The organism is Hymenobacter wooponensis (genome assembly GCF_004745865.1).
Classification (GTDB): domain Bacteria; phylum Bacteroidota; class Bacteroidia; order Cytophagales; family Hymenobacteraceae; genus Hymenobacter; species Hymenobacter wooponensis.
This window is the reverse complement of record NZ_SRKZ01000006.1, coordinates 109,641-122,701: the sequence shown is the minus strand read 5'-3', so window position 1 is coordinate 122,701 and position 13,061 is coordinate 109,641. Positions and strand designations below refer to the sequence as shown.

Annotated in this window: 15 protein-coding genes; 11 read left to right on the top strand and 4 right to left on the bottom strand. The window is 53.9% G+C overall.

Going from position 1 to position 13,061, the window contains the following annotated elements; translation table 11 throughout:
* Positions 1 to 2: 2 nt before the first annotated feature.
* From selD to EU557_RS19635, 4 genes are all read right to left on the bottom strand, one after another.
* The gene (gene selD / locus EU557_RS19650; RefSeq protein WP_135532189.1) at positions 3 to 1,061 is read right to left on the bottom strand and encodes a selenide, water dikinase SelD; all 1,059 of its coding nucleotides are present in this window, start codon (positions 1,059 to 1,061) and stop codon (positions 3 to 5) included.
* A 24-nt stretch (positions 1,062 to 1,085) separates the two neighbouring features.
* Positions 1,086 to 1,475 (bottom strand): VOC family protein, encoded by a 390-nt coding sequence (locus tag EU557_RS19645; RefSeq protein WP_135532188.1) that lies wholly within the window; start codon positions 1,473 to 1,475, stop codon positions 1,086 to 1,088.
* Positions 1,465 to 2,517: a tRNA 2-selenouridine(34) synthase MnmH gene (gene mnmH / locus EU557_RS19640; protein WP_135532187.1), complete on the bottom strand. Its 1,053-nt coding sequence runs from the start codon at positions 2,515 to 2,517 to the stop codon at positions 1,465 to 1,467. The genes EU557_RS19645 and mnmH overlap by 11 nt, the downstream gene beginning before the upstream one ends.
* 83 nt (positions 2,518 to 2,600) lie before the next feature.
* A complete protein-coding gene (locus EU557_RS19635) occupies positions 2,601 to 3,332 on the bottom strand; it encodes a pyridoxine 5'-phosphate synthase (protein ID WP_135532186.1) in 732 nt (243 codons plus the stop codon).
* A gap of 78 nt (positions 3,333 to 3,410) precedes the next feature.
* On the opposite strand from EU557_RS19635, the gene EU557_RS19630 reads away from it, so the two are divergent.
* The 11 genes from EU557_RS19630 to EU557_RS19580 all read left to right on the top strand — a co-directional run bounded on the left by EU557_RS19630 (position 3,411) and on the right by EU557_RS19580 (position 13,052).
* Positions 3,411 to 4,427, top strand: coding sequence for a hypothetical protein (locus EU557_RS19630; RefSeq protein ID WP_135532185.1), 1,017 nt, complete (start codon positions 3,411 to 3,413; stop codon positions 4,425 to 4,427).
* Between the two features lie 55 nt (positions 4,428 to 4,482).
* On the top strand, positions 4,483 to 4,947 hold the full coding sequence (locus EU557_RS19625; RefSeq protein WP_135532184.1) for a GatB/YqeY domain-containing protein: 465 nt from the start codon (positions 4,483 to 4,485) through the stop codon (positions 4,945 to 4,947).
* 104 nt (positions 4,948 to 5,051) lie between these two features.
* The gene (locus tag EU557_RS19620; protein WP_135532183.1) at positions 5,052 to 5,573 is read left to right on the top strand and encodes a CvpA family protein; all 522 of its coding nucleotides are present in this window, start codon (positions 5,052 to 5,054) and stop codon (positions 5,571 to 5,573) included.
* Between the two features lie 69 nt (positions 5,574 to 5,642).
* Positions 5,643 to 6,260 carry an anthranilate synthase component II gene (locus EU557_RS19615; protein ID WP_135532182.1) on the top strand — a complete coding sequence of 206 codons (618 nt, stop codon included), beginning with the start codon at positions 5,643 to 5,645 and terminating at the stop codon, positions 6,258 to 6,260.
* Positions 6,261 to 6,264: 4 nt separating this feature from the next.
* On the top strand, positions 6,265 to 7,047 hold the full coding sequence (locus EU557_RS19610; protein WP_135532181.1) for an alpha/beta fold hydrolase: 783 nt from the start codon (positions 6,265 to 6,267) through the stop codon (positions 7,045 to 7,047).
* Between the two features lie 172 nt (positions 7,048 to 7,219).
* Positions 7,220 to 7,897, top strand: a complete 678-nt coding sequence (locus EU557_RS19605; RefSeq protein ID WP_135532180.1) for a CBS domain-containing protein — start codon at positions 7,220 to 7,222, stop codon at positions 7,895 to 7,897.
* A gap of 176 nt (positions 7,898 to 8,073) precedes the next feature.
* Positions 8,074 to 9,384 carry a POTRA domain-containing protein gene (locus EU557_RS19600; RefSeq protein ID WP_167855283.1) on the top strand — a complete coding sequence of 437 codons (1,311 nt, stop codon included), beginning with the start codon at positions 8,074 to 8,076 and terminating at the stop codon, positions 9,382 to 9,384.
* 37 nt (positions 9,385 to 9,421) lie between these two features.
* Entirely contained in the window at positions 9,422 to 10,315 is an 894-nt protein-coding gene (locus tag EU557_RS19595) for an NAD kinase (RefSeq protein ID WP_135532178.1), read from the top strand.
* A gap of 127 nt (positions 10,316 to 10,442) precedes the next feature.
* The gene (locus EU557_RS19590; RefSeq protein WP_135532177.1) at positions 10,443 to 11,324 is read left to right on the top strand and encodes a DUF6089 family protein; all 882 of its coding nucleotides are present in this window, start codon (positions 10,443 to 10,445) and stop codon (positions 11,322 to 11,324) included.
* Positions 11,325 to 11,366: 42 nt separating this feature from the next.
* Positions 11,367 to 12,140, top strand: coding sequence for a type IX secretion system protein PorG (porG, locus tag EU557_RS19585; protein WP_135532176.1), 774 nt, complete (start codon positions 11,367 to 11,369; stop codon positions 12,138 to 12,140).
* A gap of 165 nt (positions 12,141 to 12,305) precedes the next feature.
* Positions 12,306 to 13,052 carry an undecaprenyl pyrophosphate synthase gene (locus EU557_RS19580; protein ID WP_135532175.1) on the top strand — a complete coding sequence of 249 codons (747 nt, stop codon included), beginning with the start codon at positions 12,306 to 12,308 and terminating at the stop codon, positions 13,050 to 13,052.
* Positions 13,053 to 13,061 lie beyond the last annotated feature (9 nt).

The following is a 13,061-nucleotide window of genomic DNA, read 5'->3' as shown; positions in this document are numbered from 1 at the left end:
GCCTAGCGCACAGAAATCCAGGGCTCCCCAGCCGCGTGCTCACGCAACTGGCCGAATGGTTCTAACTGCAGCCCATGGCGCTCAAAAATGGCTAGTACTTCGGCGCGACCTGCAGGATCCACGCACACCAGCAGGCCACCGGAAGTTTGCGGGTCGCAGAGCCACTGACGCTGCTCGGCAGTTATCTCACCGATCTTGTGGCCGTACGAATCCCAGTTACGGACGGTGCCGCCGGGTACGGCACCTTGAGCCCGGTATTCTTCAGCGGCAGCAATCAGTGGTACTTTGCTGAATTCTACCTCTGCCGTGAGGTTGCTGCCCTCGCATACCTCTGAGAGGTGGCCTAGCAGACCAAAGCCGGTGACGTCGGTCATGGCCCGCACGGCTGCTACCTGACCTAGCTCTTGCCCAATCTTGTTGAGCTGCATCATGCTTTGGGGGGCCAGTTGCTCGTGCTCGGGGCGCAAAATGCCGCGTTTCTGTGCTGTGGTCAGCATTCCTACGCCCAGGGGCTTAGTTAGGTATAGCTCACAGCCAGCGGTGGCGGTGTCGTTCTGCTTGAGGTTCTTGATGTCGAGTAGGCCGGTTACTGCCAAGCCGAAAATAGGCTCGGGTGAGTCGATGCTGTGGCCACCCGCCAGCGGGATACCCGCCTCGGCGCAGATGCTGCGGCTGCCCTCAATCACGCGGCGTGCTACCTCGGGTGCCAGCTTATCAATAGGCCACCCTAGCACGGCAATAGCCATGACGGGCCGCCCGCCCATGGCGTACACGTCAGAAATAGCGTTAGCAGAAGCTATCCGACCGAAATCGTAGGCATCATCCACAATCGGCATGAAAAAGTCGGTGGTGCTGATGATGGCCTGGCCGCCCCCAATGTCATACACGGCGGCATCGTCGCGGGAGGAGTTGCCAACCAGGAGCTGAGCATCGTGAGGCTGCGGAATGCTAGTGTGCAAAATCTGGTCGAGGACCTTGGGTGCGATTTTGCAGCCGCAGCCCGCGCCGTGGCTGTACTGCGTGAGGCGGATCTGGTCGGTGGGTTCGGGAGCGATAGACATAAGTCAGAAAGGCGTTACAGATACTTAATATTTCCAGGCAGCATGTTGCAGCACCACCCGGTAACCATCGGGGTCTTCGAAAGTACGGCCTAGCTGGTCCCAATAAGGGTTGTAGGCCACTACCGGAGCAAAGCCCTGCTCCTGCATTCGCTCCACGGCCAACAGCCACTGCGAATGGTCAGGCAAATAGAATACGAGCAAATGCTCGGGAGTGGGGGCAGGGGCTATCAGGTGGTCTTGCTGGGTAGTAAACTCCAGGTGGTAGGGTGCCTGCGGGTGGCCTAGCATCACACCATCAAACCCACCATGATTGGTGAATGAGCCTAGTTCAGAGAGGCCTAGCCCATCACGGTAGAACCGTATTAGTGGCTGCAGGTTGTTGGTAGGCCGCGCAACTCTCAGCTTAGGAATCATGCGCTACAGACTGAGAGCTAGGAGAAAAGCCGCTTTTAACCAAGGCCTGCTGTACTAACTTGGCATTCACAACCGGGTCGCAGGTGGAGGACTCCACGCGGGTGATCTGGCGGCTCTCTGTGCCGTGGCTGTAGGTCTTATCGTAATAGTCGAGCACCAGGCTCACCATCTTCTCCATATCGTCTTCGCCAATGGCTGCCAGGGCCTCTTTGGTTACTAGGCCACCCAGGCGCTTCCGAATCTTGAGAATAGCTGCCGCCAGTGCCGCGGGGTCTTGCCGACCGTATTCTTCGGCCAGCTTACGCACCCGTACATCCCGCGGAATATCCAGCACAATGAGCGGGGCAGAACTCATTTGCGCGAATAGGGGCGAGGGTACGTGCACGCCGCCAATGGTGCGGCTTTCATCTTCCACCCAAATGGGCCCCGCCTCGGGCAAAGCCGCCAGTATGCCGGCTAAATCATTTTCGAACTGCTCCTGTGTAGGCTGCACCGGCTGCCCAATGCTGCCAAATGCGGAGCCCTTGTGCCGAGCTAGCCCTTCTAAATCAACAATGGACTGTCCGTGGCTAGCTAACGCGTGTAGCACATCTGTTTTACCGGAGCCCGTGAGGCCTCCTAATACCAGCAGTGGCCTAGGGCGCTCAAACTCCTGCAGCACCCAGCGGCGGTAATCCTTGTAGCCTTTGTCGAGGAGCTGCACCTGAAAACCGGCCAGCTCCAGCAGCCACAGCACGGCACCGCTGCGCATGCCTCCGCGCCAGCAATGCACCCGCACTTCTTTGTGTGGCGCCAGCTTTTTGGCCTGCTTCACTAGCTCACCCATCTTCGGGCCAAAGAAATCTAGCCCCAGCAGCACGGCTTTGTCCTGGCTGATTTGCTTGTAGGTAGTACCAATGCGGGCCCGCTCCTCATCCGTAAACAGTGGAAAGCTTACCGCCCCTGGTATGTGACCATGCTGGTACTCAATGGGAGCCCGCACGTCTAGAATCGGTGCAGCGGAAGGGTTTTGCAGGAAGTCGGGAAGAGAGAGACGGGGCATGAGAAGAACTTAACAATGAGCCCTGACCATTGGTGCTTGGGCAGAGCGATTTATCAACGGCCTAATGGGGGCTCATTGTTCATTTAGTACTGCGTCGGGCTGCTCGCTAGTTGGCGGCGGTAGAGCTGAATGGTGTTCTCCAACCCCAAGTATAGGGCGTCGCAGATTAGGGCGTGGCCAATGCTGACTTCGGCGAGACCCGGCAAATTCTGGTGCAGGTAGGCCAGGTTATCGAGGTCAAGGTCGTGGCCAGCGTTGAGGCCCAGGCCTAGTTCTTGGGCCAGCTCGGCGGCGGCGCGGTAGCTGCGGATAGCCGCCGCTGGATCTTGGGGGTACTGGCGGGCGTAATCTTCCGTGTAAAGCTCAATACGGTCGGTGCCGGTAGTAGCGGCGGCGCGCACCATGTCCAGATCGGGGTCGAGGAAGATGCTGACGCGGCAGCCTAGCTCCTTGAGCTCCCGCACTACGCCTTGTAGGTACTCTTGGTGGCGAATGGTATCCCAGCCTGCGTTGGAAGTAATAGCGTCGGGCGCGTCGGGCACCAACGTTACCTGCTCCGGGCGCGTTTCACGCACCAAGTCAAGGAAATCAGGAGTGGGGTTGCCTTCAATGTTGAACTCCGTCGTCACCACTGCTTTCAGGTCGCGCACATCTTGGTAGCGGATGTGGCGCTCATCGGGGCGCGGGTGCACCGTGATACCTTGAGCACCGAAACGCTCACAGTCGCGGGCGGCTTGCAGCAGATCGGGGCGGTTGTGGCCGCGGGCATTCCGCAGGGTCGCTATTTTGTTTATGTTAACGCTGAGCTTCGTCATATCTTAGGGTGAGCTGAACGGAGGTTGGGTGTCAAAGATACAACCCCAAACAGGCCACCTCACTTTCCGGTTATCCTCATGATGCTAACGTCCTTTACGCGCTACCGCCCCGCCGTGTGGTTTGGCTGCCTTGCCCTGGCTGTTGTAGCGGTAGAAATACTGGTAATCAGGCGCCCCGACTTTGCCACCCGGCCCGTGCTGCCTGCCGCCGTTACGTTTGATTTGCTCACGGTGCTGCCCCTGCTGTTTTATTGGCAGGTCATCCGGCCTTACAAGCTTCCCCTAAGTAGCTTGCTAGGAGCAACAGGTGCCGCCATTACGCTGGCTTACTTTCTAATTCCAGAGCCCCAACAGCAGTACCTGTCCTATACGCGGTATGCTGGCCCGGCGCTAGAACTGGCGGCTATCAGCCTGGCCGTTGTAAAGCTGCGCAAGTTGCGACTGGCCTACGCAACTACTGCTCACACGGAGCCCGGCATGATGGAGCGCTTGGAAGCGGCTTTTGAGCAGGTGTTTGGCCACTCATTCAGCCTGCTGGTTTCAGAAATAGGCATGCTATATTATGCGCTGCTCAGCTGGCGCGCCAAGCCAGAAGTTCAGACTACCGACAAAGTATTTACCAGCCACCGAGAGTCAGCCGTAGAGGCACTGCTGGCTACTGCTGGTTTCTTGTCTCTGATTGAAATGGGCGCCGTGCACTTGCTCTTAACGCGCTGGAGCCCGGTAGCGGCCGGGCTAGTGCTGATGGGGCATGTCTACGGGCTGCTATTTCTGGTAGGCCACTTGCGGGCCGTTCGCCTCCGGCCATCCGTTATCACCGAGGAGCAGGAGTTGGTACTACGCGTTGGATTTGTGTGGCAGCTGCGGGTGCCGCTGGCTGCCCTGGTACACGTGCAGCAGTTGAAAGAAGCACCCGTGCGGAATGCTGACGTGCTAAACACGGCTCAATTGCTTTTTACAGCTCCTAATCTGTTACTCTCTTTTGCGCAGCCCGTTAAAGTCAGCGGCCCATACGACCTACAGCGGCAGGTACGCCACGTAGCCGTATACCTTGATCATCCCGCCGCTTTCCAGCAGAGCCTGCCAGTGGCCTAGCGCTGCCGGAGTCGGGAATATCCCGTAATCTTGCATCTCCATTCTTCTTTATATTATGGCTCTGAAAGAAAACATCGACGCAGATATTAAAAAGGCCATGCTGGCCAAGGATAAAGTTCGTCTGACGGCTCTGCGCAGCATCAAGTCGCAGATAATGCTGGCCGAAACTGCCGAAGGGCAGCATGGTGCAGCCCTCACACCTGACGCTGAGATAAAGCTCCTGACGAAAGCGGCCAAGCAGCGCCGCGAAGCTGCCGAAACCTACCAGAAGCAGTTCCGCTCCGACCTGGAAGAAGTGGAATTGGCCGAGCTGGCTATCATTGAGGAATACCTGCCCCAGCAGCTCTCCGAAGCAGATTTGGTGGAGAAGCTGGTAGCCATCATCCAGCGCGTAGGCGCCACCGGTCCCTCTGACTTGGGCAAGGTGATGGGCGTAGCCGCGCGTGAGCTATCCGGGCAAGCAGATGGCCGCGCCATTTCGCAGACCGTGAACAACCTGCTCAATAACACCAACGTGTAAACGGCGAACGAGTGATGAGCGTGAATGAGTGAAGTGGCCTACACTGCATTAGCACAACCACCACCTCACTCATTCACGCTCATTACTCATTCACCACCTCCCGCATGTCTGCGTTTGACTTGCTGCTGCTGTTAGCTTTGGGTGTTGGAGCCGTGAAAGGTTTCCGCCGGGGGCTTGTGCTCGAAGTGGCTTCCCTGTTGGCCTTTGTACTAGGGGTGATAGGTGGCTTAGCGCTCCTAAACGATGCCATTCCGTTGGTACGGAATTACGTAGGCGAAGCATTCGGGCTACTGCCGCTGGTGTCGTTCCTCTTGGTCTTTGCCCTGATTGGGTGGGGCGTACATTTGCTAAGTACTTTCATTAAAACAGCTGTGCACCTTACGCCGCTGGGCTTGCTGGATAATTTAGGTGGTGCGGCCTGCGGAGTACTAAAATGGGTGCTGGGCCTAAGCTTGCTTTTGCATGGTATAGGCCTAGCGGGGCTCAACCTCATTTCACCGGGCTTAGTAGCGCAGTCGCAGGTGCTACCAGTGGTGCAGCACGCAACCCCGCTAGCGCTGGAGATAGTAGGCTTCGTGCTGCCGTTTGCTGGTACGCTGCTCGAAAAGCTCCGAGCGGTGTTTTAGCCACACGCCAAAAACATTGGTTGCCTCAGCTCATTTACATCGTTCTGAACCATCTTCTCCAGGCAGTGTATGCGTTTGTTGCTGCTCGACAACTTTGATTCTTTCACCTACAATCTGCTGGATTATCTCCGGCAGCTAGGGTGCGAGGTCATAGTTCGGCGCAACGATGTGCCGCTGGAATCACTGGAAGAGCTGGAATTCGATGGCATTGTACTCTCGCCTGGCCCAGGTACCCCACAAGAAGCCGGCATTCTACTGCAGGTTATTGAGGCCTGGCACCAGCGCGTACCAATGCTGGGAGTATGCCTGGGCCACCAGGCGCTCGGAGAGTTCTTTGGGGCGGAGCTACTTCGCGGGCACCGGCCCATGCACGGTAAAGTATCAGAAATAGAGTGGACGCAACCCGACGTGTTATGGCACGGCCTGCCGCAGCGCATGCCCGTTACGCGTTACCACTCTCTGATACTACAGCGCCTGCCTGCCACGTTTGACGTCCTGGCACGAACCGCCGACGTACATCAGGAAATCATGGCTTTTCGGCACCAGCAGCTGCCTTTATGCGGCGTGCAGTTTCACCCCGAAGCCTTGCTCACCCCCCACGGCCTAGCTTTGCTGGGCAATTGGGTCAAGAGTTGTATCATTGCACAGACTGGGTCGGCGGCTGCTTCCGGCAACGGCCACCCCTGAAAAGATGGAATTGCAGATAAAACAACAGAACGAGTTTCAGTATGTAGAGGAAGGCTCCGGTGAGGTGCTACTGCTCCTCCATGGGCTCTTTGGTGCGCTCAGCAACTGGCAAGACGTAGTGGCCGAGTTCAGCACGGATTATCGGGTGATTATTCCTCTGCTTCCCATCTATGATATGCCGCTTACCAAAGCCGGCGTCCCTGGGCTAGTGCAGTTTGTGGAGGAATTCTTAGCCGAAATAGGGCTAACGGAGCCATGTACAGTACTAGGTAACTCCCTGGGAGGGCATATTGCCTTGGTGTATGCTCTGCGTAATCAAGCCCGGGTGAGCCGGTTGGTGCTGACGGGTAGCAGCGGTTTGTTTGAGGACAGTATGGGTGGCTCTTTCCCCAAGCGCGGTAACTATAGCTACGTACAGGAGCGAGTGGCCTACACTTTTTACGACCCAGCTGTAGCTACCCGCGAGTTGGTTGACGAGGTATTCAACGTTACCAATTCCAACGCCAAGTGCTTGCGCATTATCAGCATTGCACGCTCGGCCCAGCGGCATAACTTGGCTAAGGATCTGCACAAAATACAGGTGCCTACGCTACTGGTTTGGGGGTTGAACGATACCATTACCCCACCAGTAGTGGCGCATGAGTTTAGTCGCTTGCTGCCTAAGGCCGAGCTGCGCTTCCTCGACCACTGCGGCCATGCGCCCATGATGGAACGCCCGCAGGAGTTCAACCAACTGCTGCGGCAGTTCTTAGTTAAAAACCAGACTACGGTAAAAGTCGTTGATTAGGGCAGGCGAGGAGTGCAGAGGGTAATCTTATTCGTTGATGCAACGGTTAGGAAATTACTTCTACTCTTCTGTTTGACTTGGTGTACCGCTCTTCGCTAAGTAACTTCCTTGCTGTTTGAAAGCCAGCGTTGCTTTCTGGTTCTTGTGTTCCGTTTTCTTCCCGCCCGCCCCGATGCATTCAATGATTGCCGAAGACTTGCTTAACCAGATGATTCCGCCGCTGAAGCTGACGGACTCGACGGAAAAGGCTGCCCGCTGGTTGGAAGAATTCCATGTAAGCCAATTGCCCGTGCTGGAAAATCGTCAGTTCCGCGGCCTGATTACTGAAGCGGACCTGATTGATCAGGATAGGCCTGATCAGTTACTATCTGATGTGCCTTTTGGCTACGCGGAGGTGCATGTACAGCGCGACCAGCATTTTTATTCCATTATTGAAGTTGCGGTGCAAAACCGTGTGCAGTTGGTACCTGTGCTCGACGACCAACAGGAATACCTTGGCGTAGTAACGGTGAGCGACTCACTGGCTGCTTTTGGCAAAGTGCCCGTGGCTACTGGTCAGCAGGGGATATTGGTGCTGGCCATGGAGGAACGTGACTATTCTTTGAGCCAGATTAGCCGGTACGTAGAAGAGAACAACGCAAAGATTATGAGCGCCCACGTAGCGCAGGACGAGCACGATCAGTATAAGATTCGTCTGACGCTGAAGCTTAATACCCCCAATCTGACGCGCATCATCGCCACGCTAGAACGCTTCGGCTACTCTATTACAGCACAGTTTAGTGGCACTGCCGAAGTCAGCGAAGACGAGCAGGAGCGGTTTGATGCCCTGCTCAAGTACCTGAGCCTCTAATGCCTGCAGAACCTCCGCCAGTCTGCTACTCATCCCGAGTAAAGAGACTGCTGTGTTTTCTTGCCTTCTGGTTGGTTGGCTTCTCCGCTATGGCCCATACTGGCCTACCACCTGACTCGCTACGCCAAACTACGCTTGACAGCTTAATAAGTGTACAGTGCCCAGGATATACTGCGGTGCGGATAAGCAATATTCTGTTCGTTGGCAATGCCGTAACCAAGGAGCGAGTACTACGGGCCGAGCTAGATTTCCATGAGGGAGATTCGCTAGTTACAGAAACGCTGGCGCGTCGACTGGAACTCAACCGAAGGCGTCTGTTTAATCTGCAGTTGTTTCACCACGTGCTGGTGCAAGCGGTGTGTCGGGAGGGTAGCCTAACGGTACTTTTTAGCGTGCAAGAGCGCTGGTACACGTTCCCCATACCCATCTTCTCCCTCGCTGACCGTAATTTCCGCTCCTGGCTCGACCGTTCCGACCGCTGGAGTCGCCTTGATTACGGCGTGCATGTCGTACGAAAAAATTTTCGTGGCCGGAACGAGCAAGTGTTAGCAAACATTCAGTTGGGCTTCAACCGCAAGTATGAGCTCTTCTATGAAGCCCCAGGCTACGGCAAGCGCCGTCGTATTGGCTTTGGAGGTGGCTTCTCCTACTACCAAAGTCACGCCTTGGACTATGCCACCTTCCGCGACCGGCTCGTCAACTACCGCCAGGAAGACGAATTTCCTATTGAGCGTCAGTATGCTATTGCCGGTATTCGCTGGCGCCGCACCGTCCAGCATCGCACCGCACTAGATGTATCCTACCATCACGAGCGGATCTCAGACTCGCTTTACAAACGCAACCCTAGCTATTACTTGGGCAGAACGCAACGCCAGTATGTCGAGGTAAGTCTAGTAAGTACTCTTAACCAACGCAATACCTTTGCTTATCCACTTACTGGGCAGTTTGCGGAAGTAGGAGTGGCCTACCGAAGTTTTCTTACGGGCGGCAGTCCTAATATCACCACCTTCTGGGGGCATTATGCCAAATATGTAGCGCTTGGTGGCCCGTTTTACTACAGCGTGGGAGTGCAGGGGAGAGCCCGCCTAGCGCAACAAGTGGCCTACGCTGATAACCGCGCCTTCGGCTATGAAGTGCTAGTGCGTGGCTATGATGCGTACGTAATTGAGGGTCGTCACTACGGGTTAGTGCAGCAAGGAGTAACCTATCGGTTATTTGATGCCGGCAGGGTGAAGCTGAACGGAATTAATAACGCCAAAATCAATTCCATTCCGTTGGCGCTGTATTTGAATACCTTTGCCGACGTGGGGTACGTACGAAACCCAGCTGTAGCATCTGTTACCAATCGGCTGCCTAACCGTATGCTAGCTTCCGCTGGCCTAGGCCTACACTTGGCTACGTATTATGATTGGGTATTCACGTTGGAGTATACACGTAACGTAGAGGGCCAAGGCGGCTTCTTTTTTCGCACCGCGTTTCCCATTTAACTCCGCTACCTGTATAGGTGCGGGTTAACATTTTGTTATGAAAATAGCCATTCTGGGCAAACCTTTCGACGACGCCCTCGCTCCATTTTTGCAAGTTCTGCTGGAAGATCTGGTACGGCGGCAGTCTGAGGTGATGATTGTGGAGGCCTTCTATACGTACCTAAGCCAGCACGTTCAAATTCCGGCCGGCATTACCACTTTCCGCCGCGGCGACTCTCTGCACGGTGTCCGTTTTGTACTAAGCATCGGTGGCGATGGTACCCTGCTAGACACAGTGACGTATGTTGGAAGTCTGCAGATTCCTATTCTTGGCATCAATACCGGGCGATTAGGCTTCCTTGCTACTATTGCCCCCGAAAATATTCCACAGGCCATTGATTCCTTATTCAAAGGACACTTTGTCTTGGAAGACCGTAGCCTGATTCGGGTTGATACTGATCCAGAGGCCTTTGGTGCTATCAACTTTGGCCTTAACGAGTTCAGTATCCTTAAGCGAGATACCTCATCTATGATTGTAGTGCATACCTACATTGATGGCGAGTACCTCAACTCCTACTGGGCCGATGGACTAATTGTATCAACACCCACGGGCTCGACGGGCTATTCTTTGAGCTGTGGTGGGCCAGTAATGCTACCACAAACGAACAATTTTATTATCGCTCCCGTATGCCCCCACAATCTAAACGTGCGGCCGCTTATCGTGTCTGACCGGAGTGTTATATCATTTGAGATTGAGGGCAGAAGCAACAACTTTTTGCTGTCGCTTGATTCTCGCTCCGTCACGGTAGAAGCCAATGTGCAGATTGCCGTACGTCGTGAGAATTTTAATGCCCGCCTAGTGAAGCTCAACCATGTCAACTTCCTGAGTACCTTACGTAGTAAGCTAAATTGGGGCCTAGATAGACGAAATCCGGCGGGTATCCCGGTTTAATAATATAGTTTTTCATCTTAATATTTTTTTAGTTCCCCTCAACCTCTACTTTTGTCACTGACTGCGACCGTGTCCAATTGACAACTTGCTTTCAGCTACCTCAGAATATTTCTAACTCTCGCTCAATATGAAGCAATTCTTCACACACACTTTGGCCCTGTTACTAGTCTTGGCACTAGTAGCTACGGATGCGAGTGCGCAGCAATTTAGTAAGCGGAAGCAGTACAACTCCGTTGGAGTTAGCCTTAACGCCATGAACTACTTCGGTGACATCACGCCGAAGCCTAGCATTCCTAGCTTCCGGGCCGGTGCTACTCGCCCTAACCTGGGTCTATCGTTCACCCGCCGCTTTGCTCCTCGTATCTCGGTGCGTGCTGCTCTTGCTTACGGCCGCATTACGGGTGATGACGCTAAAGCCGCTGACCAGAACGATCCGGATGCCAAGTTCCGCTACAACCGGAATATGAACTTCCGTAACGACATTCTGGAACTGTCGGCAGTAGGTATCTTCGACCTGATTGAGAACCGTAACAACTACCTCAAGCGCCCTGACTTTGTTCCTTACTTGTTTGGGGGCGTGGGTGTTATTCACCACAACCCAAAGGCTACTGATGCCAATGGCAATATTGTGGCTTTGCAGCCGTTAAGAACTGAAGCTCAAGACAAGGGTTACAGCCTGACTCAATTTGTGATTCCTTTCGGTGCAGGTGCTCGTTACAAGCTCAATAAGAGCTTTGACCTAGGTCTAGAACTTGGTTTCCGCAAAACCTTCACCGACTACCTGGATGATGTAAGCGGTAACTACGCTCCTAACCGTGATGCACTTCGCTCTGCTCAGTCACAGTACTTCGGTTGGGATATCACTCGCAACTTCCCAGGCACATACGACCGTACTGCTCAAGGTGGCGAGATGCGCGGTAAAAGCAATGAGAAAGATTGGTACACTACTTTGGGTGTATCGGTAAACTATATTCTCGCTCCGAAAGTAAAAAGCCCCAAGTTCCGATAGCCAGCAGTCACTGGCTGTCCTAATCAATCAACAGCCAGTCTAATGACGCAATCGACTCCTATCAAAGCACTCCTTGTTTGCCTTGCGCAAGCAGGGAGTGTTTTTTTTGTTCATTCAGCCGTAGCACAAAACACAAGTGAAGTTGGCATAGGCCTAGGCGGACTAAGCTATAAGGGAGAATTGTCGCCTCGTTACCAGTTTCGGAATAACCGGCCAGCCTTTACTGCTTTCTACCGCAAGGATATCTCCGCACCAGTAACGCTAAGAGGAGCAATCACCGGTGGCCTGTTACGCGCTGCCGATGAAACCGTAAAAGGAGTGAATAATGATACTGCTCCGCTCGCAGCGTATCGGAATGCTAACCTGAAAGGTAGCTTGTGGGAAGTTTCAGGTGCACTAGAGTACAACTTCTTTGACTTCCATAACCGGAAGGATAAAGTCCATTTCACACCGTATGTATTCGTAGGCATTGCAGGGTTCTATGCACACACGAGAGTAATAGGCCGGGGCATTGCTAATAGCGAATACAATAGCCTAGTAGGAGTAGCTATACCCGCTGGCCTAGGCTTCAAATATGCGCTGTCTCAGCATTGGAACTTGGGACTAGAAGCGGGAGCACGCAAAACTTTTACTGATAACATTGATCGGTACAATGGTAAAGATCTGCCGACGGCTAGCTCTGACGTGCGAGTGCTAGGCAATCCTAATGATAAGGACTGGTACTTTTACAACGGCCTGAGCATCTCTTACACTTTCTATAAAATCCGGTGTCCTGAAGGCACTCTAGATATTCAGAAAAACAAAAAGAATAGATAGGCTCCGAAAGACGCTCGAAAATAGAAGCCCCTGACACGCAGCAAGCAATGCCGAGGTGTCAGGGGCTTCTGTGCAATGTGAAGGATAGATCGAACGTTTAAAGGTAGGGGTCAAGCTTATGCAACCATTTGCGTACCTTGCAGCCTCTTTACGCAAAAAGTAACAATGGCCTCTCGGTCCGAGATTAACTCCCAGAATATTCCCGTACACGTCGCCGTCATTATGGACGGCAATGGTCGTTGGGCCAAGCAGAAGGGCGGGCTCCGCATTTTTGGCCACCAGAGCGCTATCAAGGCGGTACGTGAAACAGTAGAATCTGCGGCCGAAATTGGTGTGCAGTATCTAACGCTTTACGCTTTTTCTACGGAAAACTGGGCGCGTCCGGCCCATGAAGTAATGGCTTTGATGCAGCTGCTGGTTCATACCATCCGGCAGGAAACTGCAACGCTGTTGAAAAACAACATCCGTCTGCAGGCCATTGGGCAAATTGAAAGTCTACCTGATTCCTGCCAGCGCGAGCTTGCTGAGGCAATAGAATTAACCAAAGCAGGCAACCAAATGACCCTTGTGTTGGCTCTTAGCTACAGCGGGCGTTGGGACATAACCCAAGCCGCGCAGAAGCTAGCAGCAGATGTAGCAGCCGGCAATGTGAATGCAGCAAGTATTACGGAGCAAACCATTGCAGGTTATCTTTCAACTAAAGGTATTCCCGATCCAGAGTTGCTTATCCGCACCAGTGGAGAGCAGCGCATCAGCAACTTTTTGCTGTGGCAACTGGCCTACACCGAGCTATACATTACGGATCTGCTGTGGCCCGATTTCCGACGGGAGCATTTCTATGACGCTCTACTCGCTTATCAGCAGCGAGAGCGACGCTTCGGCAAAACCAGTGAGCAGCTAACCGTTTCGTAACAGCAGAAA